General features: G+C 72.1%; 23 protein-coding genes and 1 riboswitch. Of the genes, 11 read left to right on the top strand and 12 right to left on the bottom strand.

The genetic code is table 11. From position 1 onward, the window contains the following. Nucleotides 1-96 precede the first annotated feature (96 nt). Entirely contained in the window at nucleotides 97-1605 is a 1509-nt protein-coding gene (locus IE185_RS01840) for a phytoene desaturase family protein (protein ID WP_138897064.1), read from the top strand. A gap of 18 nt (nucleotides 1606-1623) precedes the next feature. Here IE185_RS01840 and IE185_RS01845 read toward each other — a convergent pair whose 3' ends face one another. The 6 genes from IE185_RS01845 to IE185_RS01870 all read right to left on the bottom strand — a co-directional run bounded on the left by IE185_RS01845 (nucleotide 1624) and on the right by IE185_RS01870 (nucleotide 6334). Further along, nucleotides 1624-2424, bottom strand: a complete 801-nt coding sequence (locus IE185_RS01845) for a hypothetical protein (protein WP_138897063.1) — start codon at nucleotides 2422-2424, stop codon at nucleotides 1624-1626. 51 nt (nucleotides 2425-2475) lie between these two features. Further along, on the bottom strand, nucleotides 2476-3393 hold the full coding sequence (gene metF / locus IE185_RS01850; protein ID WP_138897062.1) for a methylenetetrahydrofolate reductase [NAD(P)H]: 918 nt from the start codon (nucleotides 3391-3393) through the stop codon (nucleotides 2476-2478). Between the two features lie 116 nt (nucleotides 3394-3509). Then, complete coding sequence (thiE, locus tag IE185_RS01855; RefSeq protein ID WP_138897061.1) at nucleotides 3510-4190, bottom strand: thiamine phosphate synthase; 681 nt, start codon at nucleotides 4188-4190, stop codon at nucleotides 3510-3512. A 78-nt stretch (nucleotides 4191-4268) separates the two neighbouring features. Beyond that, nucleotides 4269-4634 carry an Rv2175c family DNA-binding protein gene (locus tag IE185_RS01860; protein ID WP_138897060.1) on the bottom strand — a complete coding sequence of 122 codons (366 nt, stop codon included), beginning with the start codon at nucleotides 4632-4634 and terminating at the stop codon, nucleotides 4269-4271. Between the two features lie 68 nt (nucleotides 4635-4702). Continuing rightward, the gene (locus tag IE185_RS01865; protein WP_373303686.1) at nucleotides 4703-5866 is read right to left on the bottom strand and encodes an NAD(P)/FAD-dependent oxidoreductase; all 1164 of its coding nucleotides are present in this window, start codon (nucleotides 5864-5866) and stop codon (nucleotides 4703-4705) included. Between the two features lie 117 nt (nucleotides 5867-5983). Continuing rightward, the gene (locus IE185_RS01870) at nucleotides 5984-6334 is read right to left on the bottom strand and encodes an avidin-fold protein (RefSeq protein ID WP_138897058.1); all 351 of its coding nucleotides are present in this window, start codon (nucleotides 6332-6334) and stop codon (nucleotides 5984-5986) included. A 92-nt stretch (nucleotides 6335-6426) separates the two neighbouring features. Then, nucleotides 6427-6539, top strand: a riboswitch (TPP riboswitch). On the opposite strand from IE185_RS01870, the gene thiO reads away from it, so the two are divergent. The 6 genes from thiO (at nucleotide 6537) to IE185_RS01900 (ending at nucleotide 12433) form a co-directional block, all read left to right on the top strand. Beyond that, nucleotides 6537-7736 carry a glycine oxidase ThiO gene (gene thiO / locus IE185_RS01875; protein WP_138897057.1) on the top strand — a complete coding sequence of 400 codons (1200 nt, stop codon included), beginning with the start codon at nucleotides 6537-6539 and terminating at the stop codon, nucleotides 7734-7736. It overlaps the preceding riboswitch by 3 nt. Beyond that, nucleotides 7733-7933 (top strand): sulfur carrier protein ThiS, encoded by a 201-nt coding sequence (thiS, locus tag IE185_RS01880; protein WP_138897056.1) that lies wholly within the window; start codon nucleotides 7733-7735, stop codon nucleotides 7931-7933. Before thiO ends, thiS begins: the two co-directional genes overlap by 4 nt. 3 nt (nucleotides 7934-7936) lie before the next feature. Next, the gene (locus tag IE185_RS01885; protein WP_189714475.1) at nucleotides 7937-8731 is read left to right on the top strand and encodes a thiazole synthase; all 795 of its coding nucleotides are present in this window, start codon (nucleotides 7937-7939) and stop codon (nucleotides 8729-8731) included. Between the two features lie 149 nt (nucleotides 8732-8880). After that, nucleotides 8881-10827 (top strand): Stk1 family PASTA domain-containing Ser/Thr kinase, encoded by a 1947-nt coding sequence (gene pknB, locus IE185_RS01890; RefSeq protein WP_138894384.1) that lies wholly within the window; start codon nucleotides 8881-8883, stop codon nucleotides 10825-10827. A 56-nt stretch (nucleotides 10828-10883) separates the two neighbouring features. Then, complete coding sequence (locus IE185_RS01895) at nucleotides 10884-11759, top strand: deoxyribonuclease IV (RefSeq protein ID WP_138894383.1); 876 nt, start codon at nucleotides 10884-10886, stop codon at nucleotides 11757-11759. An 83-nt stretch (nucleotides 11760-11842) separates the two neighbouring features. After that, complete coding sequence (locus IE185_RS01900) at nucleotides 11843-12433, top strand: DUF4396 domain-containing protein (RefSeq protein WP_138894382.1); 591 nt, start codon at nucleotides 11843-11845, stop codon at nucleotides 12431-12433. Nucleotides 12434-12463: 30 nt separating this feature from the next. Here IE185_RS01900 and IE185_RS01905 read toward each other — a convergent pair whose 3' ends face one another. Continuing rightward, nucleotides 12464-13096 carry a sulfite oxidase-like oxidoreductase gene (locus tag IE185_RS01905; protein WP_138894381.1) on the bottom strand — a complete coding sequence of 211 codons (633 nt, stop codon included), beginning with the start codon at nucleotides 13094-13096 and terminating at the stop codon, nucleotides 12464-12466. Nucleotides 13097-13251: 155 nt separating this feature from the next. On the opposite strand from IE185_RS01905, the gene bfr reads away from it, so the two are divergent. Then, nucleotides 13252-13731 (top strand): bacterioferritin, encoded by a 480-nt coding sequence (bfr, locus tag IE185_RS01910; RefSeq protein ID WP_138894380.1) that lies wholly within the window; start codon nucleotides 13252-13254, stop codon nucleotides 13729-13731. Between the two features lie 25 nt (nucleotides 13732-13756). Here bfr and IE185_RS01915 read toward each other — a convergent pair whose 3' ends face one another. From IE185_RS01915 to IE185_RS01925, 3 genes are all read right to left on the bottom strand, one after another. Further along, nucleotides 13757-14011 carry a (2Fe-2S)-binding protein gene (locus IE185_RS01915; RefSeq protein WP_167518888.1) on the bottom strand — a complete coding sequence of 85 codons (255 nt, stop codon included), beginning with the start codon at nucleotides 14009-14011 and terminating at the stop codon, nucleotides 13757-13759. 159 nt (nucleotides 14012-14170) lie between these two features. Further along, nucleotides 14171-15523, bottom strand: coding sequence for a class II 3-deoxy-7-phosphoheptulonate synthase (locus IE185_RS01920; protein WP_138894379.1), 1353 nt, complete (start codon nucleotides 15521-15523; stop codon nucleotides 14171-14173). Nucleotides 15524-15541: 18 nt separating this feature from the next. Next, nucleotides 15542-16471 carry a DUF2867 domain-containing protein gene (locus IE185_RS01925; protein ID WP_138894378.1) on the bottom strand — a complete coding sequence of 310 codons (930 nt, stop codon included), beginning with the start codon at nucleotides 16469-16471 and terminating at the stop codon, nucleotides 15542-15544. Between the two features lie 51 nt (nucleotides 16472-16522). Between IE185_RS01925 and IE185_RS01930 the strand changes: the two genes are divergently transcribed. The 3 genes from IE185_RS01930 (at nucleotide 16523) to IE185_RS01940 (ending at nucleotide 19268) form a co-directional block, all read left to right on the top strand. Beyond that, nucleotides 16523-17107 (top strand): TetR/AcrR family transcriptional regulator, encoded by a 585-nt coding sequence (locus IE185_RS01930; protein WP_138894377.1) that lies wholly within the window; start codon nucleotides 16523-16525, stop codon nucleotides 17105-17107. A gap of 70 nt (nucleotides 17108-17177) precedes the next feature. Continuing rightward, nucleotides 17178-17234, top strand: coding sequence for a trp operon leader peptide (locus IE185_RS33935; RefSeq protein ID WP_355716996.1), 57 nt, complete (start codon nucleotides 17178-17180; stop codon nucleotides 17232-17234). Between the two features lie 114 nt (nucleotides 17235-17348). Then, nucleotides 17349-19268, top strand: coding sequence for an anthranilate synthase family protein (locus IE185_RS01940; RefSeq protein ID WP_138894375.1), 1920 nt, complete (start codon nucleotides 17349-17351; stop codon nucleotides 19266-19268). On the opposite strand, the gene IE185_RS01945 is transcribed toward IE185_RS01940, so the two are convergent. Next, nucleotides 19199-20215 (bottom strand): 2-hydroxyacid dehydrogenase, encoded by a 1017-nt coding sequence (locus tag IE185_RS01945; protein WP_138894374.1) that lies wholly within the window; start codon nucleotides 20213-20215, stop codon nucleotides 19199-19201. The two genes, IE185_RS01940 and IE185_RS01945, sit on opposite strands and share 70 nt — an antisense overlap. Before the next feature lie 89 nt (nucleotides 20216-20304). Continuing rightward, complete coding sequence (locus IE185_RS01950) at nucleotides 20305-21333, bottom strand: 6-phosphofructokinase (RefSeq protein WP_138894373.1); 1029 nt, start codon at nucleotides 21331-21333, stop codon at nucleotides 20305-20307. Nucleotides 21334-21363: the final 30 nt, after the last annotated feature.

Below are 21363 nucleotides of genomic sequence, written 5' to 3' on the forward strand. Positions count from 1 at the left end.
AGCCGCCCCGGACGGCGGCTGGTGACGAGCGCGTCCGCGCGCGTACTCCCCCTGCCCCCGGCGGGGTTGTCAGTGCCGGCCGCTAAAGTCCCTGGCATGGCACGGATTGTGGTGATCGGCTCCGGGATGGGCGCGATGGCGTCCGCCGCCCGGCTGGCCGTCGCGGGACACCGCGTGGCGGTGTACGAGCGCGCGGCGACGTACGGCGGCGCGCTGGGCAGGTTCGAGCGGGACGGCTTCGTCTTCGACACGGGGCCGGGCCTGCTGCACCTGCCCGCCGTCTACCGGGACCTGTTCGCCAAGACCGGCAAGGAGTCCCTGGAGCAGTGCGTCGGGCTCGTGCCCGTGGACCCGGCGAGCCGCCACCTGTTCGCCGACGGTACGGACGTGTCGCTGCCCAACGCCTCACGGGCGGGCATCGTCTCGGCCCTGGACGCGGCCCTGGGGTCGGGTACGGGCGAACGGTGGGGCGCGTTCCTGAACCGGGCGCGCGACGCGTGGGACAGGACCAGACGCCCGCTGCTCGAGGAACCGCTGTGGCCCGACTGGCAGGTGCTGGGACGGGATCCGTATCCGGCGGTGCCCCGGCGCAGGATGCTGCGGCGCGACCTTGTCGCGGCCACCGTGGCGGAGATCGGCGCGTGGGAGCTGGCCGAGCCCCGGCTCGCCGCCCTGCTCGACAGCCACGCCCTGGCGTACGGGCTCGACCCGCGCACCGCGCCCGCCGCCGCCGCCGTGCTGCCGTACATGGAGCAGACCTTCGGCAGCTGGTACGTGCGCGGCGGGATGCGGGAGCTGGCGCGGGCGCTGTACGAGCGGTGCCTGGCGCGGAGGGTGGAGTTCGCCTTCGGCGCCGAGGTCGTCGCGGTCACGGAGAAGGACGGCCGCGCGGCGGGCGTGGAGCTGGCCGACGGCACGGCCGTCGAAGCGGACTCGGTGGTCTTCGGCGGCGACCCACGCCTCCTCGGCGGCATGACGCCGGGCCGCGAGGTGTGGGCCGGGGGCGACGTCGTGCCGGGGCCCGTTCCCCCGAGCCGGCTCACGGTCCTCCTGGCGCTGCGCGGCGGCCGCCCGGACAAGACCGCGCACCGGACGGTGGTCCACTCCCCCGACGCGGGCGCGGAGGCGTCGGCGGCCTTCACCGGGGAGCACACCGAGCGCCCCACGGTCACCGTGCTGCGTCCGGACGACCCGCTGACCCGCCCGGACGACGCCCACGAGGCCGTCACGCTCACGACGACCGTGGCCGCCCAGGGGCCTGTGGACTGGACGGACGAAGCGCTGGTCGCGCGGAACGCCGACGCGATGGTCGAAGCCGCGCTCGCCGCTGTGCCGGACCTGCGCGAGCGCCTGCTGTGGCGCGTCGTCCGCACGCCGGCGGACACCGCGGCCGCGACGGGAGCCCCGGGAGGTTCGGTGCCGCCGCCCTCGCTGGCGGGCGCGGCGGGCCGGCTGCTGCACCCGGGCAACAGCACCCGGCTGCCGGGTCTCCTGCTGGCCGGCGGGTGGGCGCACCCCGGCGGCGGACTGGCGCACGCCGGGATGTCCGGGGCCCTGGTCGCAGGGCTCCTCGTCGAGGGGGAGGGTTTCCGGGGCTCGCAGTAGGGGCGCGGGCCGGCCGGGTCAGTAGCGGTACTGCTCGTTGTAGCCGGTGGTGTCGTAGCCGTTCTGGTACGGCTCCTGGGCCTGCTGTTCGCCGCCGAAGGACTGTTCGCCGTCACGCTGCTGCGGGACCCAGACGCCGCCGGGCGGGGTGTCGTTGCCGTACTGGGGGGCGGCGGCGTAGCCGTAGTCCTCCTGGCCGCCGTACTGCGGCGTGCCGTAGGGCTGGGTGCCGATGTACGGGTCGGAGTAGGCGGCGTACTGCTGCTGGCCCGCCGGGTAGTCGTACGGGCCGGCGTACGTCTCCTGGTTCGGCTGGTCGTAGCCGGTGTAGGTGTCGTAGCCGCCGTAGCCGGCCGCGAACGCGTCGTTCTGGGACTGCTGCTGGGCCGCGTACGCCGCCACGTCGTACACGCCGTACTGCCCGGTCTCGTCCGGCACCGGCTGCGTCGGCGTGAACACCGGCTCGTCGGATGCGGCGGGTTCGTACGCGAGGTCCGACACCTCCAGCGTCGGCTCCTGCTCGACGGGCCGCGCCCCGCGCTTGCGGCGGCGGCTCTCGCCCGGCTTGCCGCCGATCGCCCAGCCGGTCGAGAAGCCCCGGCGGAACGACAGCGTGACGTACGTCTGGCCGATCGCGAACGCGACGGCGCCGCCCGCGATGACGAACACGGACGGCATCAGCACGCCGAGGACCACACCCATGAACCCGGCGAAGGCCAGCAGCCGCCACCTCAGCCGCGCCTTGTACTGCAGCAGCACTTCGCCGAGCAGCCACAGTGCGACCACCCCGAACGCGATGTAGAGGACCGCCCAGCCCATGCCCGCCCCTCTCTTACGGCCGCCGCCGTGAAGGGTGGCGGGTACGGCCGGTCAGGACTGCTCGTGCAGTCCGAGATTCTCGTAGATCTCAAGCGTCGCCGTGGAGTTGTTGAGCGTGATGAAGTGCAATCCGGGTACGCCCTCGGAGAGCAGCCTCGCGCAGAACTCCGTGGCGAACTCGATGCCAATGGAGCGTACAGCGGCTGGATCGTCCTTGACGGCGAGGATCCGCTCTTTCACGGCGGGCGGGAAGTGCGCGTTGCTCAGCTGCGGGAGTCTGTCGAGCTGTTTGACACCGGTCACGGGCATGACCTCGGGGATGATCGGCGTCTCGCAGCCGGCCGCCGCGACCCGGTCGCGCAGCCGCAGGTAGTTCTCCGGATCGAAGAACATCTGGGTGATCGCGTAGTCGGCGCCGGCCCGGCACTTGGCCGTGAAGTGCGCGATGTCGGTGTCCCAGTCGGTCGACCGCGGGTGCATCTCGGGGAAGGCCGCGACGCCCACGCAGAAGTCGCCGGACTCCTTGATGAGCCGGACCAGGTCGGCGGCGTACCGCACGCCCTGCGGGTGCTTGACCCACTCGCCCATCGGGTCGCCGGGCGGGTCTCCTCGTACGGCGAGGATGTTCCGGATCCCGGCGTCCGCGTACTGGCCGATCATGTTGCGCAGTTCGGCGACGGAGTGGTCGACCGCCGTGAGGTGGGCGACCGGGGTGAGCGTGGAGTCGGAGGCGATCTGCTCGGTGGCCCCGACCGTGCCGGCCCGGGTGGACCCGCCCGCCCCGTACGTCACGGAGACGAAGCTGGGGGCCACGGCCTCGACCCGGCGCAGCGCGTTCCAGAGGTTCCGCTCACCCTTTTCGGTCCGGGGCGCGAAGAACTCGAACGAGTACGTGGTCTTGCCGGTCGCGAGCAGATCACGCACGGTGGGCGCGTGATCCGTCCTGGTCGAAGCTGTGCCAAGGGCCATACCCGCAGGTTAACGAGGGCTCGGCGAGGACCCAATAAAAGGGAGGGTTTTGTCCATATTGCCGGATTATTGTCCGCCTGTCGGACAGTCGTGGACACTCCTGACCGCCCGAAGCGTCACCCGGCGTACGCCCTGACCCGCTTCGCGAGCGCGGCCGCGGCGGCGGCCGGATCTTCGGCCTCGGTGATCGCCCGGACGACCACCACCCGGCGGGCGCCCGCGTCCAGCACCTCGTCGAGATTGCCCCCGTCGATGCCGCCGATCGCGAACCACGGCCGGTCCTGGCGCAGCCCGGCGGCGTACCGGACGAGGCCCAGGCCCGGGGCGTACCGGCCGGGCTTGGTGGGGGTGGGCCAGCAGGGGCCCGTGCAGAAGTAGTCGACGCCGGGCTCGGCCGCGGCGGCGTCGACCTCGGACTCGGCGTGCGTGGAGCGGCCGACGAGAACGGTGTCGCCGAGGACGGCCCGCGCGGCCGGGACGGGCAGGTCGCCCTGGCCCAGGTGCAGCACGCCCGCGCCGATGGCATGGGCCACGTCGGCGCGGTCGTTCACGGCGAGCAGCTTGCCGTGCCTGCGGCAGGCGTCGTCGAAGAGCTGGAGGTGCTCCAGCTCCTCGGCCGCCTCCATGCCCTTGTCGCGCAGCTGCACGATGTCCACGCCGGAGGACAGGACGGCGTCGAGGAACTCCGGGAGGTCGCCCTGCCGCTTGCGCGCGTCCGTGCAGAGGTACAGCCGGGCATCGGCGAGCCGCTCGCGTGCGGCGGCGCCGGCCAGGGGCGTGGATGTGGACGCGGGCATGGTGATGTCCCCCCGGGGTGGTGGGCGGCGCACGGGCCGGTGGAGGCCCGTGCGCCGCGTCGGTTGTGTCGGCTGAGGTCAGACGGCCAGCGCCTGGGCGCGCCGCTTCACCTCCGTGCCGCGATTCTCACTCAACGCCTGCGCGGGGGTGCCGGGCAGGGTCGGGTCGGAGGTGAAGAGCCACTCGAGCATCTCTTCGTCGGAGAAGCCGTCGTCCCTCAGGAGCGTCAGGGTCCCTGCGAGACCCTTGACCACCTTGTTGCCGTCGATGAAGGCGGCAGGCACCTGGAGCACCCTGTTCTCTCCGCGCCGTACGGCGATCAGCTGGCCTTCCTTGACCAGCTGCCGGACGCGCGTCACCTCGACATCGAGCATTTCCGCGATGTCGGGGAGGTTGAGCCAGGCGGGGACGAGAGCATCGATCTTTGCGTCAATCTCGGTCACGGGACAAGCGTGCCACCTGGGACTGACAGTCGGTAGCCGGGGCCTGCCGTACGGGGCGCGGTGCCCGCCTAAAGGGTGGCGGACTTGAGCGGTACGGACGGATCGGCGGCCCGCTCCGGGTCGAGGCGCGCCCCCGACGCGATGAGCCTGCGGCCCTGCGCGAGGTCGCGCGGACGCGCCACGGTGAGCAGGGCGACGAGCGCCCCGTCGCGCAGCCAGCACACCGACCAGGCGGCGTCGGCCGGGTCGCCGCGCCACACCGTCGTGTCGGCGTGGGCGTGGTGGCCCGCGTACTGCACGAAGCGGCCGAACTGCTCGGACCAGAAGTACGGGACCGGGTCGTAGTCCTGCGGAGCCTGCCCCAGGATGTTCGCCGCGACCGTGCGCGGTCCCTGGAGCGCGTTGTCCCAGTGGTGGACGAGCAGGCGCTCCCCGTAGCGGGTGGAGGGGAAGGACGCGCAGTCCCCGACGGCGTACACGTCCGGCTGCGAGGCGCGCAGGCGCGCGTCGGCGGTGACCGATCCGTCCGGTCCGAGGACGATGCCGGAGCCGGCGAGCCAGGCCGTGGCGGGCCGGGCGCCGATGCCGACGACCACCGCGCCGGCCGCGAGCCGCCGGCCGTCGTCGAGGACCACCGTGCCCGGTTCGACGCGCGCGACGCGGGCGCCGGTGAGCAGTTCGGCGCCGCTCTCGGCGTACCAGCCGGCCATGGGAGCGGCGACCTCGGCGGGCAGGGTCCCGGCGAGCGGCCGGTCGGCCGCCTCCACGACGGTCACCGCGCAGCCCGCCTCCCGGGCGGCCGTGGTGAACTCCGCGCCGATCCACCCCGCCCCGACGACCACGATGTCGTGCTGCCGGTCGAGGACGGGCCGCAGCCGGGCGGCGTCGTCGAGGGTGCGCAGGAGGTGGACACCGGGTACGCCCTCGCCGCCGGGCAGCGTGAGGGGCACGGCGCCGGTGGCGACGACCAGCACGTCGTACGGAACCGGGCCCGAGGGCGTGTCGATCTCGTGCGCGCCGGGGCGCACGCCGGACACTTCGCGCCCCAGGTGGAGTGCGATGCCGAGCGCCTCGAAGTCGACGTCGAAGGCCGAGCCCTCGGCCGTGCCGAGCAGCACCGCCTTGGACAGCGGGGGCCGGTCGTACGGCTGGTGCGGCTCGGCGCCGATCAGCGTGACCGAGCCGGTCCAGCCCTGCTCGCGCAGGGCCACGGCGGTCTGCACGCCGGCCATTCCGGCGCCGACGATGACGACGCGCCGCTCTGTCTGCCTCTGATCGCTCACCCGGTCACTCTAGGACGGCGCCAGCGGCCGCCCCGAGGGCCACGGAGCGAGACATCTGACAAACCGTCACGCCAGCGGCGCGGGCAGCTCCTCGACGGCGCTCGTGCCGCTGCCCTCCTGCGACTCCCACGCCCAGGTCTCCTCCAGCCGCACCCGCCCGTCGGGCAGGCCGACCACCGTCGACGTGCAGTGGCCGGACGAGGTGGTGCCGTCCTGCTTGAGTTGTACGTAGCGGAAGTCCAGCGCGTCGCCCTCGCGCGTGCCGACGAGGTGACCGCGTACGACGTCGCCGCCCGCGTACTCGGCCCAGATCCGGCCGTCCTGCTCGTGGTACGTGAAGCGGGTCCGCGTGCCCACCTGGCCCGGGGCCTGGTCGGCCACCGGTGAGAGGACGAGTCCGTCGAGCGAGCGGGCCACAGCGATTGCTCCCTTACAGCGTGTCGGGGCCGGGCGTTAGGGTGGCCACCGTACTGCTGAGGTCCGGGAGAAGATCCACGGGCCCCGGCGGGAAAACCACTCGCGGGAGTCCGGGCGTACCGGGCTGAGAGGGAGGCTGGCCGGCCTCCGACCGTACGAACCTGATCCGGGTCATGCCGGCGAAGGGAGGGGCTGGACGCCCATGTCGCGTACATCAGACGTCCTCGTGGTCGGGGGCGGGATCATCGGCCTGGTCACGGCGTGGCGGGCCGCGCAGAAGGGGCTGCGCGTCGCCGTCGCCGATCCGCGGCCGGGCGGCGGCGCCGCGCGGGTCGCTGCCGGGATGCTCGCCGCCGTCACCGAACTGCACTACGGCGAGGAGACGCTGCTCGGGCTGAACCTCGCGTCCGCCGAGCGCTACCCGGCCTTCGTCGCCGAGCTGGAGGCGGCGAGCGGGCAGGAGACCGGCTACCGCGCGTGCGGCACGCTCGCCGTGGCGCTCGACACGGACGACCGCGCCCACCTGCGCGAACTCCACGCCCTCCAGCGACGCTCGGGCCTGGAGTCCCAGTGGCTCACGGGGCGCGAATGCCGACGCCTGGAGCCGATGCTCGCGCCGGGCGTGCGCGGGGGCCTGCGCGTGGACGGCGACCACCAGGTCGACCCGCGGCGACTGGCCGCCGCCCTCCTGACGGCCTGCGAGCGGGCCGGTGTGGCCTGGCACCACGGCTGGGCCCAAAGCCTCTCGGTCGTACGGGAGAGGGCCACCGGGGCCGTGCTGGCGGACGGCACGGAGCTGACGGCGGACCAGGTGGTGCTGGCGGCCGGCAGTCTCAGCGGCCGGCTCGCGGGCGTACCCCAGGACGTCCTGCCGCCGGTACGGCCGGTGAAGGGGCAGGTGCTGCGGCTGACCGTGCCGCGCGCGTACGCGCCGTTCCTGAACCGGACGGTGCGGGCGGTGGTGCGCGGCAGCCATGTGTACCTCGTGCCGCGCGAGAACGGCGAGCTGGTCGTCGGCGCGACGAGCGAGGAGCTCGGCTGGGACACGACGGTCACGGCGGGCGGCGTGTACGAGCTGCTGCGCGACGCGCACGAGCTGGTGCCCGGGATCACCGAACTGCCGCTGACGGAGACCCTCGCGGGGCTGCGCCCGGGCTCCCCGGACAACGCGCCGCTCCTCGGGCCGACCGCCCTGCCGGGGCTGCACCTGGCCACCGGGCACTACCGCAACGGGGTGCTGCTCACGCCGGTCACGGGGGACGCGATGGCCGCCGTGCTGGCCGGCGGGGAGCTGCCGGACGTGGCGCGTCCGTTCAGCCCGCTGCGGTTCGCGCCGGCGTCCACGGCCTCCCCCTCCGCCGCCGTCCCCCCCGTCTGCGTACCGCAGGAGCAGCCCGTATGACCATTTCCGTGAACGGCGAGATCCGCGAGGTCGTCGCCGGTACGACGCTGGGCGCGCTCGTGGCGACCCTCACGCGGGCCCCTTCCGGGGTGGCCGCCGCCCTCAACGAAACCGTCGTACCGCGCGGGCAGTGGGATTCCACCGCGCTCGGCGACGGCGACCGCATCGAAGTGCTCACCGCAGTACAGGGAGGCTGAACCATGGCCGACGACCTTCTGACCATCGGCGACACGACGTTCTCCTCGCGTCTGATCATGGGCACGGGCGGGGCGCCGAGCCTCGACGTACTGGAACGCTCCCTGGTGGCGTCCGGGACCGAGCTGACGACCGTCGCGATGCGGCGGCTCGATCCGAGCGTCCAGGGATCGGTGCTCTCCGTTCTGGAGAAGCTCGGCATCAGGGTGCTGCCGAACACCGCGGGGTGCTTCACGGCGGGCGAGGCGGTGCTGACGGCGCGCCTCGCGCGGGAGGCGCTGGGGACGGACTGGGTGAAGCTGGAGGTCGTCGCGGACGAGCGGACGCTGCTGCCCGATCCGATCGAGCTGCTGGACGCGGCGGAGACGCTGGTGGACGACGGCTTCACCGTGCTCCCGTACACGAACGACGATCCCGTGCTCGCGCGGAAGCTGGAGGACGTGGGGTGTGCGGCGATCATGCCGCTGGGGTCGCCGATCGGCTCCGGGCTCGGCATCCGCAACCCGCACAATTTCCAGCTGATCGTGGAACACGCGCGCGTGCCGGTCGTTCTGGACGCGGGGGCGGGCACCGCGTCGGACGCGACGCTGGCGATGGAGCTGGGGTGCGCGGCGGTGATGCTGGCGTCGGCGGTGACGCGGGCGCAGGAGCCGGTGCTGATGGCCGGGGCGATGCGGCGCGGGGTGGAGGCGGGACGGCTGGCGTACCGGGCGGGGCGGATCCCCCGGCGGCACTTCGCCGAGGCGTCGTCGCCCGCGGCGGGCCTGGCGGTGCTGGACCCGGAGCGCCCGGCGTTCTGACGGGCCGTCCGCGCGCGGCAGGCGTGGGGCCCCGGGCAGGGGGAACGGGCCCGCCGCGGGCGTCGGCGCCTGTCACAGCTCGGCTGCAGTACCGTCCCCGCCTCGCCCGGGGCGGCAGGGCTGTCGGCGGCGGCTCGTAGACTCGCCCCGTGGATACGACGCTTCAGGACCCGCTCGTCGGGCACGTGCTCGACGGCCGTTACCGCATCGACGCGCGCATCGCCGTCGGCGGCATGGCCACGGTGTACCGGGCCGTCGACACCCGCCTCGACCGGGTGCTCGCCCTCAAGGTGATGCACCCCACGCTCGCCGCCGACGCCTCCTTCGTGGACCGGTTCATCCGCGAGGCCAAGTCGGTCGCCCGCCTCGCGCACCCGAACGTGGTCGGCGTCTTCGACCAGGGGACCGACGGGGCGTACGTTTACCTGGCCATGGAGTACGTCGCCGGCTGCACCCTGCGCGACGTGCTCCGCGAGCGCGGCGCGCTCCAGCCCCGGGCCGCGCTCGACATCCTGGAGCCCGTGCTGGCCGCCCTCGGCGCCGCTCACCGCGCCGGCTTCGTCCACCGGGACATGAAGCCCGAGAACGTGCTGATAGGGGACGACGGCCGCGTGAAGGTCGCCGACTTCGGTCTCGTACGGGCCGTGGACACCGTCACCAGCACCACCGGCTCCGTCCTGGGCACCGTGTCGTACCTGGCGCCCGAGCAGATAGAACACGGCACCGCCGACACCCGCGCCGACGTCTACGCCTGTGGTGTCGTGCTGTACGAGATGCTGACCGGCGCAAAGCCGCACACCGGCGGCACCCCCGCGCAGGTGCTCTACCAGCACCTCCACGAGGACGTGCCGGCTCCCTCCGCCGCCGTGCCGGGACTCGCCGTCGAGCTGGACGAACTCGTCGCGGGCGCCACCGCGCGCAATCCTGAGATCCGTCCGTACGACGCCGTCGACCTCCTCGCGCAGGCCAGGGTGGCCCGCGCCGCCCTGAGCGACGAGCAGCTCGACGCGATGCCGCCGCAGGGCCGCGCCGCGGTGACGCACGACGGCGCCGAGGACCGTACGAGCGTCATCCCGCGCGCCGTGAACACGACCGGCGCCACGACCGGCAGCACCGACGACGAGCCCCTCAACCGCACCAGCCGCCTCCAGATGCCCCCGCCCGGGCCGGCGGCCCCCCGGCGCACCCGCGCCGGCGCCCTCGCACCGAGGCGCGGCGTGTTCGCCGTCGTCGCCGCCGTCCTGCTCGCCCTGGGGATCGGCGCCGGCGTCTGGTACATCAACTCCGGGCAGTTCACCCGCGTCCCCTCGCTCCTCGGGCAGACGGAGAAGGAGGCCACGAAGCGGCTCTCCGCCGCCGGTCTGGACGTGAAGAAGGTGCAGCGCGCGTACAGCGAGACGTACGACCGGGGGACGGTCATGAACAGCGATCCGGCCTCCCGCGCCCGCATCCGCGACAACGGCTCCGTCACGCTGGTCGTCTCCCGCGGCCCCCGGACGGTGAAGGTCCCCGACGTCGAGGGCCTGCCCCTGGCCAAGGCCAAGGCCGAGCTCAAGAAGGCCGCGCTGGCCCCCGGCATCGTGACCAGGGCGTTCGACGACGACGTACCGCAGGGTTCCGTCGTCCGTACGGACCCGCGCGCCGGCACCGAACGGCACCCGGACTCCGCGATCGCCGTCGTCGTCAGCAAGGGCACCCGGATCAAGGTGCCCGACGTGACCGGGGAGAGCGTCGAGGACGCCACCTCGGAACTGGAGGACGCCGGATTCGCGGTCAAGGTCGCGTCCGCCCGGATCACCTCGCCGCACGAGGCCGGAGCCGTCGCCAAGCAGTCCGCTGCCGGGGGCTCCGAGCTCGCGAAGGGCGACACCGTCACGCTGACGGTGTCCAAGGGACCGCGCATGGTCCCCGTGCCCGACGTGGTCGGGGAGAGCGTCGACGACGCGAAGCGGGCGCTGCGGGACGCGGGCTTCGAGGTCGAGGTCGACCGGCCGTTCCTGTCGTTCAGCGACGAGATCGCCGGCCAGTCGGTCGAGGAGGGCGACAAGGCCCCGGAGGGGAGCACCATCACCATCAGGACCAAGGGCGGCCTCTAGCCGGCCGTGGGCCGGTGGACCGGGAGTGTCCGCCGGTCCTGGCATCCTTGACGGCGATGAGCAACGCACCTTTCCCCTCCCGCAACCCCGTCGGCGGCCACGTGCCCGTGGCCGGCGGCCTCGCCACGACCGGCCTCGTCTACGCCCGTGAGATGGGCGCCGAGGCCGTCCAGGTCTTCGTCGCCAACCCGCGCGGCTGGGCGACGCCCACCGGCAATCCGGCCCAGGACGAGGTGTTCCGCGCCGCCTGCGCCGCCGAACGCATACCGGCGTACGTCCACGCCCCGTACCTGATCAACTTCGGCTCGCACACCGAGGCGACCGTGGAGAGGTCCGTCGAGTCGCTGCGGCACTCGCTGCGCCGCGGCCGGGAGATCGGCGCGCTGGGCGTGGTGGTGCACACCGGCTCGGCGACCGGCGGCCGGCCGCGCTCCGAGGCGCTCGCGCAGGTACGCACGCACCTGCTGCCGCTGCTCGACGAGCTGACCCACGACGACGACCCGTTCCTGCTGCTCGAATCGACGGCGGGGCAGGGCTCCTCGCTGTGCTCGCGCACCTGGGACTTCGGCCCGTACTTCGAGGCGCTCGACGCGCATCCCAAGCTCGGCGTCTGCCTCGACACGTGCCACATATTCGCGGCGGGACACGACCTGGCGGGGCCCGGCGGGATGAAGCAGACGCTGGATCTGCTGATGGACACGGTCGGCGAGGGACGGCTCAAGCTGATCCACGCCAACGACTCCAAGGAGGGCGTCGGCGCCCACAAGGACCGGCACGAGAACATCGGCGCGGGCCACATCGGCGACGAGCCGTTCCGGGAGCTGTTCTCGCACCCGGCGACCGAGGGCGTACCTCTGACGATCGAGACGCCCGGGGGCAAGGAGGGCCACGCGGCGGACGTGGCGAGGCTGAAGGAGCTGCGTGATTTCTGAGCACTCCTGAAACGCGTTGAGGAATACCCCTGGGGGGTATACGGTTCTGCCTGTAGGCAGGAACCGCCACTTGGGGGCTCACGATGAAGCAGGACGGACACGCGCACGACACGCACCACGGCCACGGCCACGGGGGCCACGACAGCCACAACGACCACGCAGAGCACGCGGCACAGGGCGACCACGGCGCACACCAGGACCACGCCAACCCCGCCGCCCACGCCCAAGCCCACGGCAAGGTCAGCTGGTCCATGGCCTCCCGGGCCACGCTCCACTGCCTCACCGGATGCGCCATCGGCGAAGTGCTCGGCCTGGTCATCGGCACCGCGCTCGGCTGGGGCGACGTGCCGACGATGATCCTGGCGATCGCCCTGGCCTTCACCTTCGGTTACGCGCTCACCCTGCTCGGCGTCCTCAGGGCCGGCGTCGACTTCCGGACCGCGTTCCGTGTCGCCCTCGCCGCCGACACCCTCTCGATCGCCGTCATGGAGCTGATCGACAACGGTGTACTGGCCCTCTGGCCGGGCGCGATGGACGCGCATCTCACCGACTGGATGTTCTGGGGCGTACTCGCCTTCGCGCTCTTCGCCGCGTTCCTCGTCACCACACCCGTCAACAAGTGGATGATCGGCCGAGGCAAGGGTCACGCGGTGGTCCACCAGTACCACCACTGAACGCCCGGGATCCCCACCTGGCGGACGGCCCTACAGCTCGGGGCCGTCCCCCGGCTCCTCCTGGTAGGAGTACCGCTGCTCCCGCCAGGGGTCGCCGACGTTGTGGTAGCCGCGCTCCTCCCAGAAGCCCCGCCGGTCCGCCGTCATGTACTCGACGCCCCGGACCCACTTGGGCCCCTTCCAGGCGTACAGGTGCGGCACGACCAGGCGCAGCGGGAACCCGTGCTCGGCGGTGAGCAGCTCGCCGCCCTTGTGCGTGGCGAAGATCGTCCGGTCCGAAGTGAAGTCCGCGAGCCGCAGGTTCGCGCTGAAGCCGTACTCGGCCCAGACCATGACGTGCGTGACGTTCGGCCCGGGGGGCGCGAGTTCGACGAGCGTACGAGCGAGTACGCCGCCCCATTCGGCCCCCAGCATGCTGAATTTCGTGACGCAGTGCAGATCGGCCTCGACCGTGGAGAACGGGAGCGCCGAGAACTGTTCGTGGTTCCAGCAGCGCTTGTCGCCGTCGGCCGTCGCACCGAATACGCGGAACTCCCAGCGATCCGGCTTGAATTTGGGTACAGGACCGTAGTGGGTGACGGGCCAGCCACGCTGCAGCCGCTGCCCCGGCGGAAGCTCGGGCTGCGTTGTTTCGTGATGTTCCCGGCTTTCCGGCTGACCCATGACTCCATGGTGACAGACGGCGAAGGGTGGTCATGACCAGGTCTGACCCTATTCGGGGCAACTCCTGATAAGCCTGCACTTACTGGACGCCCCTCATCCGCGATGCGAGGATGCGCGAAACCTGCCCAGTACTACGCCTGGAAGGAGCCTCTGCGATGCAGGGCGACCCCGAGGTCCTCGAATTCCTCAACGAGCAGCTGACCGCCGAGCTGACTGCCATCAACCAGTACTTCCTGCACGCCAAAATGCAGGACAACTTCGGCTGGACGAAGCTCGCGAAGTACACCCGGGCCGAGTCCTTCGACGAGATGCGGCACGCGGAGACACTGACCGACCGGATTCTGTTCCTGGACGGCCTGCCGAATTACCAGCGGCTCTTCCATGTCCGGGTGGGGCAGACCGTCACCGAGATGTTCAAGGCCGACCGGCAGGTCGAGGTCGAGGCGATCGACCGCCTCAAGCGGGGCATCGAGGTCATGCGGGCCAAGGGCGACATCACCTCGGCGAACATCTTCGAGGACATCCTCAAGGACGAGGAGCACCACATCGACTACCTCGACACCCAGCTCGAACTGGTCGAGAAGCTCGGTGAGGCGCTCTACATCGCCCAGCTGATCGAGCAGCCGGAGAGCTGAGCCGGCCCTGGCCAGCCGCGCGCCGTCAGGCCGCTTCGGACAGGGGCGCGTCAACGAGGGCGGTCTCGGCGAGCGCCGTCCCGCCGCTGTCGATCAGGGCGCGCCGGGGGCACGCCCCGCGGCCGAGCAGCCCCTGGATCGTGCGGACGCAGGAGCCGCAGTCCGTCCCCGCCTTGCTGACCGATGCGATCTGGCGCGGTGTGCAGGCACCGGCGGCAGCGTGCTCCTTGATCTGCTGATCCGTTACGCCGAAGCAGGAACAGACGAACACGCGGCACACCTCCTGACCTGGGCGAGGGGGACGACTAATCGGTAAGGTCAACCTAACCTTACCCGTCGTCCCCCGCACGCAAAAGCCCCGGGCCCGATACGACTGTGGGGCGCGGATCACATTCGATCCGCGCCCCACATCCGTACTGCCGCCGCTCGGCTCTGCCGCCTACTGGTCGCGGTACATCTCGGCGACCAGGAACGCCAGGTCCAGCGACTGGCTGCGGTTGAGCCGCGGGTCGCAGGCCGTCTCGTAGCGCTGGTGCAGGTCGTCGACGAAGATCTCGTCGCCGCCGCCCACGCACTCCGTGACGTCGTCGCCGGTCAGCTCGACGTGGATGCCGCCCGGGTGCGTACCCAGGCCCTTGTGCACCTCGAAGAAGCCCTTGACCTCGTCGAGCACGTCGTCGAAGCGACGCGTCTTGTGGCCGGAGGCCGCCTCGTAGGTGTTGCCGTGCATCGGGTCGGTCACCCACGCCACGGCCGCGCCGGAGGCGGTGACCTTCTCGACCAGCTCAGGGAGCTTGTCGCGCACCTTGTCGGCGCCCATGCGGACGACGAAGGTCAGCCGGCCGGGCTCGCGGTCCGGGTCGAGCTTGTCGACGTAGCTCAGCGCCTCGTCGACCGTGGTCGTCGGACCGAGCTTCACGCCGATCGGGTTGCGGATCTTCGAGGCGAACTCGATGTGCGCGCCGTCGAGCTGGCGGGTGCGCTCACCGATCCACAGCATGTGGCCCGATACGTCGTACAGGTGGCCCGTACGCGAGTCGACCCGGGTCAGGGCGGTCTCGTAGTCCATCAGCAGCGCTTCGTGCGAGGCGTAGAACTCGACCGTGCGGAACTCCGCGGGGTCGGTCCCGGCCGCCTTCATGAAGTTCAGCGCGTTGTCGATCTCGCGGGCGAGCTGCTCGTAACGCTGCCCGGAGGGCGAGGACTTCACGAAGTCCTGGTTCCAGGCGTGCACCTGGCGCAGGTCCGCGTAACCGCCGGTGGTGAAGGCGCGCACGAGGTTCAGCGTCGAGGCGGACGCGTGGTACATCCGCTTCAGCCGCTCGGGGTCCGGGATCCGGGCCTTCTCGGTGAACTCGAAGCCGTTGACCGAGTCGCCGCGGTAGGTCGGCAGGGTGACGCCGTCGCGGGTCTCGGTGTTCTTGGAGCGCGGCTTGGAGTACTGGCCGGCGATCCGGCCCACCTTCACGACGGGCACGGAGGCGGCGTACGTCAGTACCGCGCCCATCTGGAGAAGGGTCTTGAGCTTGTTTCGGATGTGGTCGGCGGATACGGCGTCGAATGCCTCGGCGCAGTCGCCGCCCTGCAACAGGAACGCCTCGCCCTTGGCGACGGCTCCCAGTCGGGCGCGCAGCTGATCGCACTCGCCCGCGAAGACGAGCGGCGGATACGACTCGAGGTCCGCGATCACATCGCGCAGAGCCTCGGCATCGGGGTACTCGGGCTGCTGCGCCGCGGGAAGGTCTCGCCAGGTGTTGCCACCCTCAGGGGTGGTCTTAGCGTTCACGGTCACCCTGACAACATTACGGGGTCAGCCCGCCAGTCCATTCTCAGGCCCACCAGATGAGACGGCGCTTTCGGCCAGGGCCCGCTCCCCCGCGCTGGGCGCGGCGAGCGCCAGGCCGCGGTGGGTGCGGCGCAGCATGAGGCGGGCCATGAAGGGATGCACCCTGCGTACGACGCCCCAGTAAAGACGCCCTTGCGGGGTGTCGGCCCTGGCCACCGTGCTGAGCGTCACATACCGGTCGTCGACCAGGATGGACGCCCGCGCCGTGACGCCCGCCGTGTCGACGTTCATCAGCAGTTCGCCGCCCTCGCGCGCCACGACCGGGAAGGCGTCCCGCAGAATGCCCGTCCAGCCGTCCGGATCACGGGGCATCCCGGGCAGCAGTTCCATCCGGTAGGCGTCCCGGTAGGCCGGGCGGTCGAGGGCGGTACGGATCAGCCCGGCCCGCTCGGGGATGTCCACGGCGACCGCTCTGCCCCAGTTCAGCCGGTGCAGCAGCCGCACCCACGCCGACCACCGCACGGGGCTCTCCACCGGGCCGGCCGCGACTCGTTCGATGTTGTCGAAGACCTCCTCGACCACCGTGCCGTGGACCGCCTTCACGACCGCCAGCCACAGCAGGAGCCGGCCGCCCCGCAGGTCCTGCTCCAGTACGTGCCGTACGACGCAGCGCCCGGGCCCGAGCGGCTCCACCGTCATCTCGTGGAACCCGTTGTCGGGCGGCGCGAAGGCGAAACGGACCCGGCGGCCCGGTTCGTACGCCGCGACGCTGTAGCGGACCGGGCCGTGGCCGCCGGCGGCCCCCACCGCGAGCGGGCCGTCGAAGCACATGGGCTCCCAGGCCGGCGTGGGAAAGATCGGGTCGTCCGTCGCGGAGAGGCGGTCGAGCAGCGGCCCGACCACCTCCGCGGGGGCCTCGACGGTGCGCTCGTGGACATCGCGGATCTCGCTCATGACGAACCTCCATACGCTGGCGTATGGACAACCATACGGTACCGTACGGTCATGGCACAACGGCAGGACAACAAGGAGAAGAAGGCCCGGCTGAGCGCACAGGACTGGGCGGACGCCGCGCTCACCGCGATCGGTGAGGGCGGACTGGCCGCCGTCGCGGTGGAGCCGCTCGCCGCGCGCCTGGGTACCACCAAGGGCAGCTTCTACTGGCACTTCGCCAACCGGGAGGCGCTCATCGAGGCCGCGCTCGCCCGCTGGGCCGAGACCGCCACCGAGGCCGCCATCACCGAGATCGACACCGAGCCCGGACCGGCCGCCCGCATCCGCCGCCTCTTCATCGAGGCCACCGTGTCGGCGATCGACGACCCGCTGGAGGTCTCCCTGCTGGCCACCGCCTCGCACCCGCAGGTCGCCGCCGCGCTGCGGCGCGTGACCGAGCGCCGGGTCGACTACGTGACCCGGCTCTTCGCCGATCTCGGCTTCCCCGAGCCGGAGGCGCGCCGCCGGGGCCTGCTCGCGTACAGCGTGTACCTCGGGCACAGCCAGCTCGGGCACGCCGCCCCCTCGGTGCTGCCCGAGGGGGACGAGCTGCGGCAGTACCTCGAAGCGGCGCTCGACGCGCTGACGCGTCCTTGATCCGGCACACCGGCGACCGGGTGCCGGGACACGCATGACGCCGGCGTCCGCGTCCGCTAGGGTGCGGAGCATGTTCGCGCAGACGACTCAGACCTGGTGGTGGACCGCTCATCCGGCGGCCCACTGACAATCGCGCGCACACCGCTACGCGAAGGCCGCCCGAGGGGCGGCCTTTGGTGTTTCCCAGGGGCTGTTCCTCTCCACCCGGATCGACCGGATCCCCCCGGAAGGAACACCACCCATGCTCATCAGCACCCTCCTCGACGACACCCGTCCCTTCGCGCTGCTGCGCAGGCGGACACCCGGCCACGACCACGACACCGTCGAGCTGCTGGTCGGCGACGTGCACGAGGCCGCGCGCCTCGCCGACATCCCGGCCGGCGGCGACGGCCTGCCGGTGCTCGCGCTGGTTCCCTTCCGCCAGATCAGGGAGCGCGGGTTCGACGTGCGGGACGATGGGACGCCCCTGAGCGTCCTGGTCGCCCAGGAGGCGTACGCACTGCCGCTCGACGAGACCCTCGCGGGGCTTCCGTCGCACGACGTGCGCGTCGAGGACGGTGCCTTCGACATCGCGGACGAGGAGTACGCCGGGATCGTGCGGCGGGTCGTCGACGACGAGATCGGGCGCGGCGAGGGGGCGAACTTCGTCATCCGCCGCACCTTCGAGGGCCACGTCCCGGGCTTCTCCCGCGCCGACGCGCTGGCGCTCTTCCGGCGGCTGCTCATCGCGGAGCGGGGCGCGTACTGGACCTTCGTCGTGCACACGGGGGAGCGCACGCTGGTCGGCGCGAGCCCCGAGGTGCATGTGCGGATGAGCGGCGGGACGGTCGTCATGAACCCCATCAGCGGCACGTACCGCTACCCCGAGGACGGGCCGAGCGCCGAGGGCCTCCTGGACTTCCTCGACGACGGCAAGGAGAGCGCCGAGCTGTCGATGGTCGTCGACGAGGAGCTCAAGATGATGTGCACGGTGGGCGACATGGGCGGCGTCGTGGTCGGGCCGCGGCTCAAGGAGATGTCCCACCTGGCACACACGGAGTACGAGTTGCGCGGCCGTTCCTCGCTCGACGTGCGCGAGGTGCTGAAGGAGACGATGTTCGCGGCGACCGTCACCGGCTCGCCGGTGCAGAACGCCTGCCGCGTCATCCAGCGGTACGAGCCCGGCGGCCGCGGCTACTACGCGGGCGCGCTGGCCCTCGTCGGCCGCGACACGGGCGGCGCGCAGACCCTCGACTCGCCCATCCTCATCCGCAGCGCCGACATCGCGTCCGACGGCCGGCTGCGGGTGCCGGTCGGCGCGACGCTGGTGCGCGATTCGGACCCGCACAGCGAGGTGGCCGAGACGCACGCGAAGGCGGCCGGGGTGCTCGCGGCGCTGGGCGTGCGGCCCGGCAGGCCGGCGGACGAGGCCGTACGGCCGATGCTGGCGGACGACCCGCGCGTACGGGAGGCGCTGGACTCGCGGCGGGCGCACCTGGCGCCGTTCTGGCTGCGGATGCAGGAGCGGTCGGCGACGCTGACCGGGCACGCGCTGGTGATCGACGCGGAGGACACGTTCACCGCGATGCTCGCGCACCTGCTGCGCTCGTCGGGGCTCGACGTGACCGTACGCCGGTACGACGAGCCTGGCCTGCGGGCGGCCGCGCTCGCGCACGAGGGCCCCGTGGTGCTCGGCCCCGGGCCCGGCGACCCCCGCGACGCGGGCGACGCCAAGATGCGCTTCCTGCGCGCGCTCGCCGCGGACCTGGTGCGCGGGCACCGGTACGGGCTCCTCGGCGTCTGCCTCGGCCACGAGCTGCTGGCGGCCGAACTCGGCCTGGACACCGTGCGCAAGCGGGTGCCGTACCAGGGGGCCCAGACCCGCGTCGACCTCTTCGGGCGCCCGGAGACCGTCGGTTTCTACAACAGCTTCGTCGCCCGCTGCGGCGACGAGGAGGCGGCCGAGCTGGCCGCGCACGGCGTCGAGGTCAGCCGCGACCCAGCCACCGGCGAGGTGCACGCCCTGCGCGGGCCGGGCTTCGCGGGCGTGCAGTTCCACCCGGAGTCGGTGCTGACGCTGCGCGGCACGGCGATCGTCACCGGCCTGCTGGGTCAGCTGGCGCTGGATCGCGCGTCGGCCGAGGGGACCAGTACGTTCTCGCTGCGGCGGCCCGCCGTGTAGTCGAGGACGTTGCCGACCGTCGCCTCGACGATCTGGCCGACGGCGTCGACGGTGTAGTACGCCTGGTGCGAGGTGACCAGCACGTTCGGGAAGGTCATGAGGCGGGCCAGGGTGTCGTCGTCGACGACCTCCAGGGACTTGTCGAGGAAGAAGAGCCCGGCCTCCGCCTCGTACACGTCCAGTCCCACGCCGGTGAAGCGGCCCTGCCGCAGTTCACGGACGAGAGCCGCGGTGTCGACGAGACCGCCGCGGCTGGAGTTCACCAGGATCGCGTCGTCCCGCATGGCCCGCAGCTCGTCGGCGCCGATGAGGTGGTGGGTGGCGGGCATCAGCGGCACGTGCAGGCTGACCAGGTCGGAGTCGGCGAGGAGCTGGTCCTTGCCGACGTACTTCATGCCGAGTTCGACGCAGGCGGGGTTCCGCACGACGTCCCAGCCGAGCAGGTTCATGCCGAAGCCGTGGGCGATGCGGGTGAACGCCTCGCCGATCTTGCCGGTGCCGAGGACGCCGGCCGTACGGCCCCGCATGTCGCGCCCGAGGAGGCCGTCGAGGCGGAAGTCGAAGTCGCGGGTGCGGCCCGCTGCGCGCACGACGCGGCGGTTGACGGCCATCGCGAGGGTCCAGGCGAACTCGGCGACGGAGTACGGCGAGTAGTACGAGACCCGGGCGACGGTCAGGCCGAGCTGCCCGGCGACGTCCAGGTCGATGTTGTTGAAGCCGGTGGAGCGCTGGGCGATCATCCGCGTCCCGCCGGCCGCCAGGGCCCGCAGGACGCGCGTGCCGAGGTCGGCGTTGACGCTGGTGCTGATGATCTCGTGTCCCGCGGCGATGGGAGCGGTGTCCTCGGTGAGGAAGACGTCCAGGCAGCGGACGTCGTGGTGGCCGGCGAAGGCGCTCTCCAGGAGCGGCTTCTCGTCGGACTGCACGCCGAATGCCAGGATTTCCACGACTTCTCCCGTGCGGTGGGGAATGCGAGGACATGAGCCGCCGTACAGCGCGAATATACGGCCCATGCCCCCGCCCCGCTCAGCCCCGCTCAGCCGAAGAAGACCCCGACCTCGGCATAGAGGGCCGGGTCGACCGTCTTCAGCCGCGCCGTCGCCTCCGCCATCGGCACCCGCACGATGTCCGTCCCCCGCAGCGCGACCATCGTGCCGAAATCGCCGTCCCGCACGGCCTCGATGGCGTGCAGGCCGAACCGCGTCGCCAGCCACCGGTCGAAGGCACTGGGTGTACCGCCGCGCTGCACATGCCCGAGGACGGTGGTGCGGGCCTCCTTCCCCGTCCGCTTCTCGATCTCCTTGGCCAGCCATTCGCCGACCCCGGACAGCCGTACGTGCCCGAACGAGTCGAGGGTCCCGTCCTTGAGGACCATCTCGCCGTCCTGGGGCATCGCCCCCTCGGCGACGACGACGATGGGCGCGTACGACGCCTTGAAGCGGGAGGTGATCCAGCCGCAGACCCGCTCGACGTCGAAGCGCTGCTCGGGGATGAGGATGACGTTCGCGCCGCCCGCCAGGCCCGAGTGCAGGGCGATCCAGCCCGCGTGCCGGCCCATGACCTCCACGACGAGGACACGCATGTGCGACTCGGCGGTGGTGTGGAGGCGGTCGATCGCCTCGGTCGCGATGCCGACGGCGGTGTTGAAGCCGAAGGTGTAGTCGGTGGCGGACAGGTCGTTGTCGATGGTCTTGGGTACGCCGACGCATTTGACGCCGTACTCGTCGGACAGCCGGGCGGCCACGCCCAGCGTGTCCTCGCCGCCTATCACGACGAGCGCGTCGACCTCGTGCTTCGCCAGGTTCTCCTTGACCCGGCGGATGCCGTCCTCCGCCTGGAGCGGGTTGGTGCGCGAGGAGCCGAGGATGGTGCCGCCACGCGGCAGGATGCCGCGCACGGACGGGATGCCGAGGCGTACCGTGTCGCCTTCCAGCGGGCCTCGCCACCCGTCCCGGAAGCCGGTGAAGTCGTAGCCGTACTCCTGGACGCCCTTGCGGACGACCGCGCGGATGACCGCGTTGAGCCCGGGGCAGTCGCCTCCCCCGGTCAGTACTCCGACCCGCATGTTGATGTCCCTTCGCCACAGACAGCAGTG

Source organism: Streptomyces chryseus (genome assembly GCF_014650755.1).
Classification (GTDB): Bacteria; Actinomycetota; Actinomycetes; order Streptomycetales; family Streptomycetaceae; genus Streptomyces; species Streptomyces chryseus.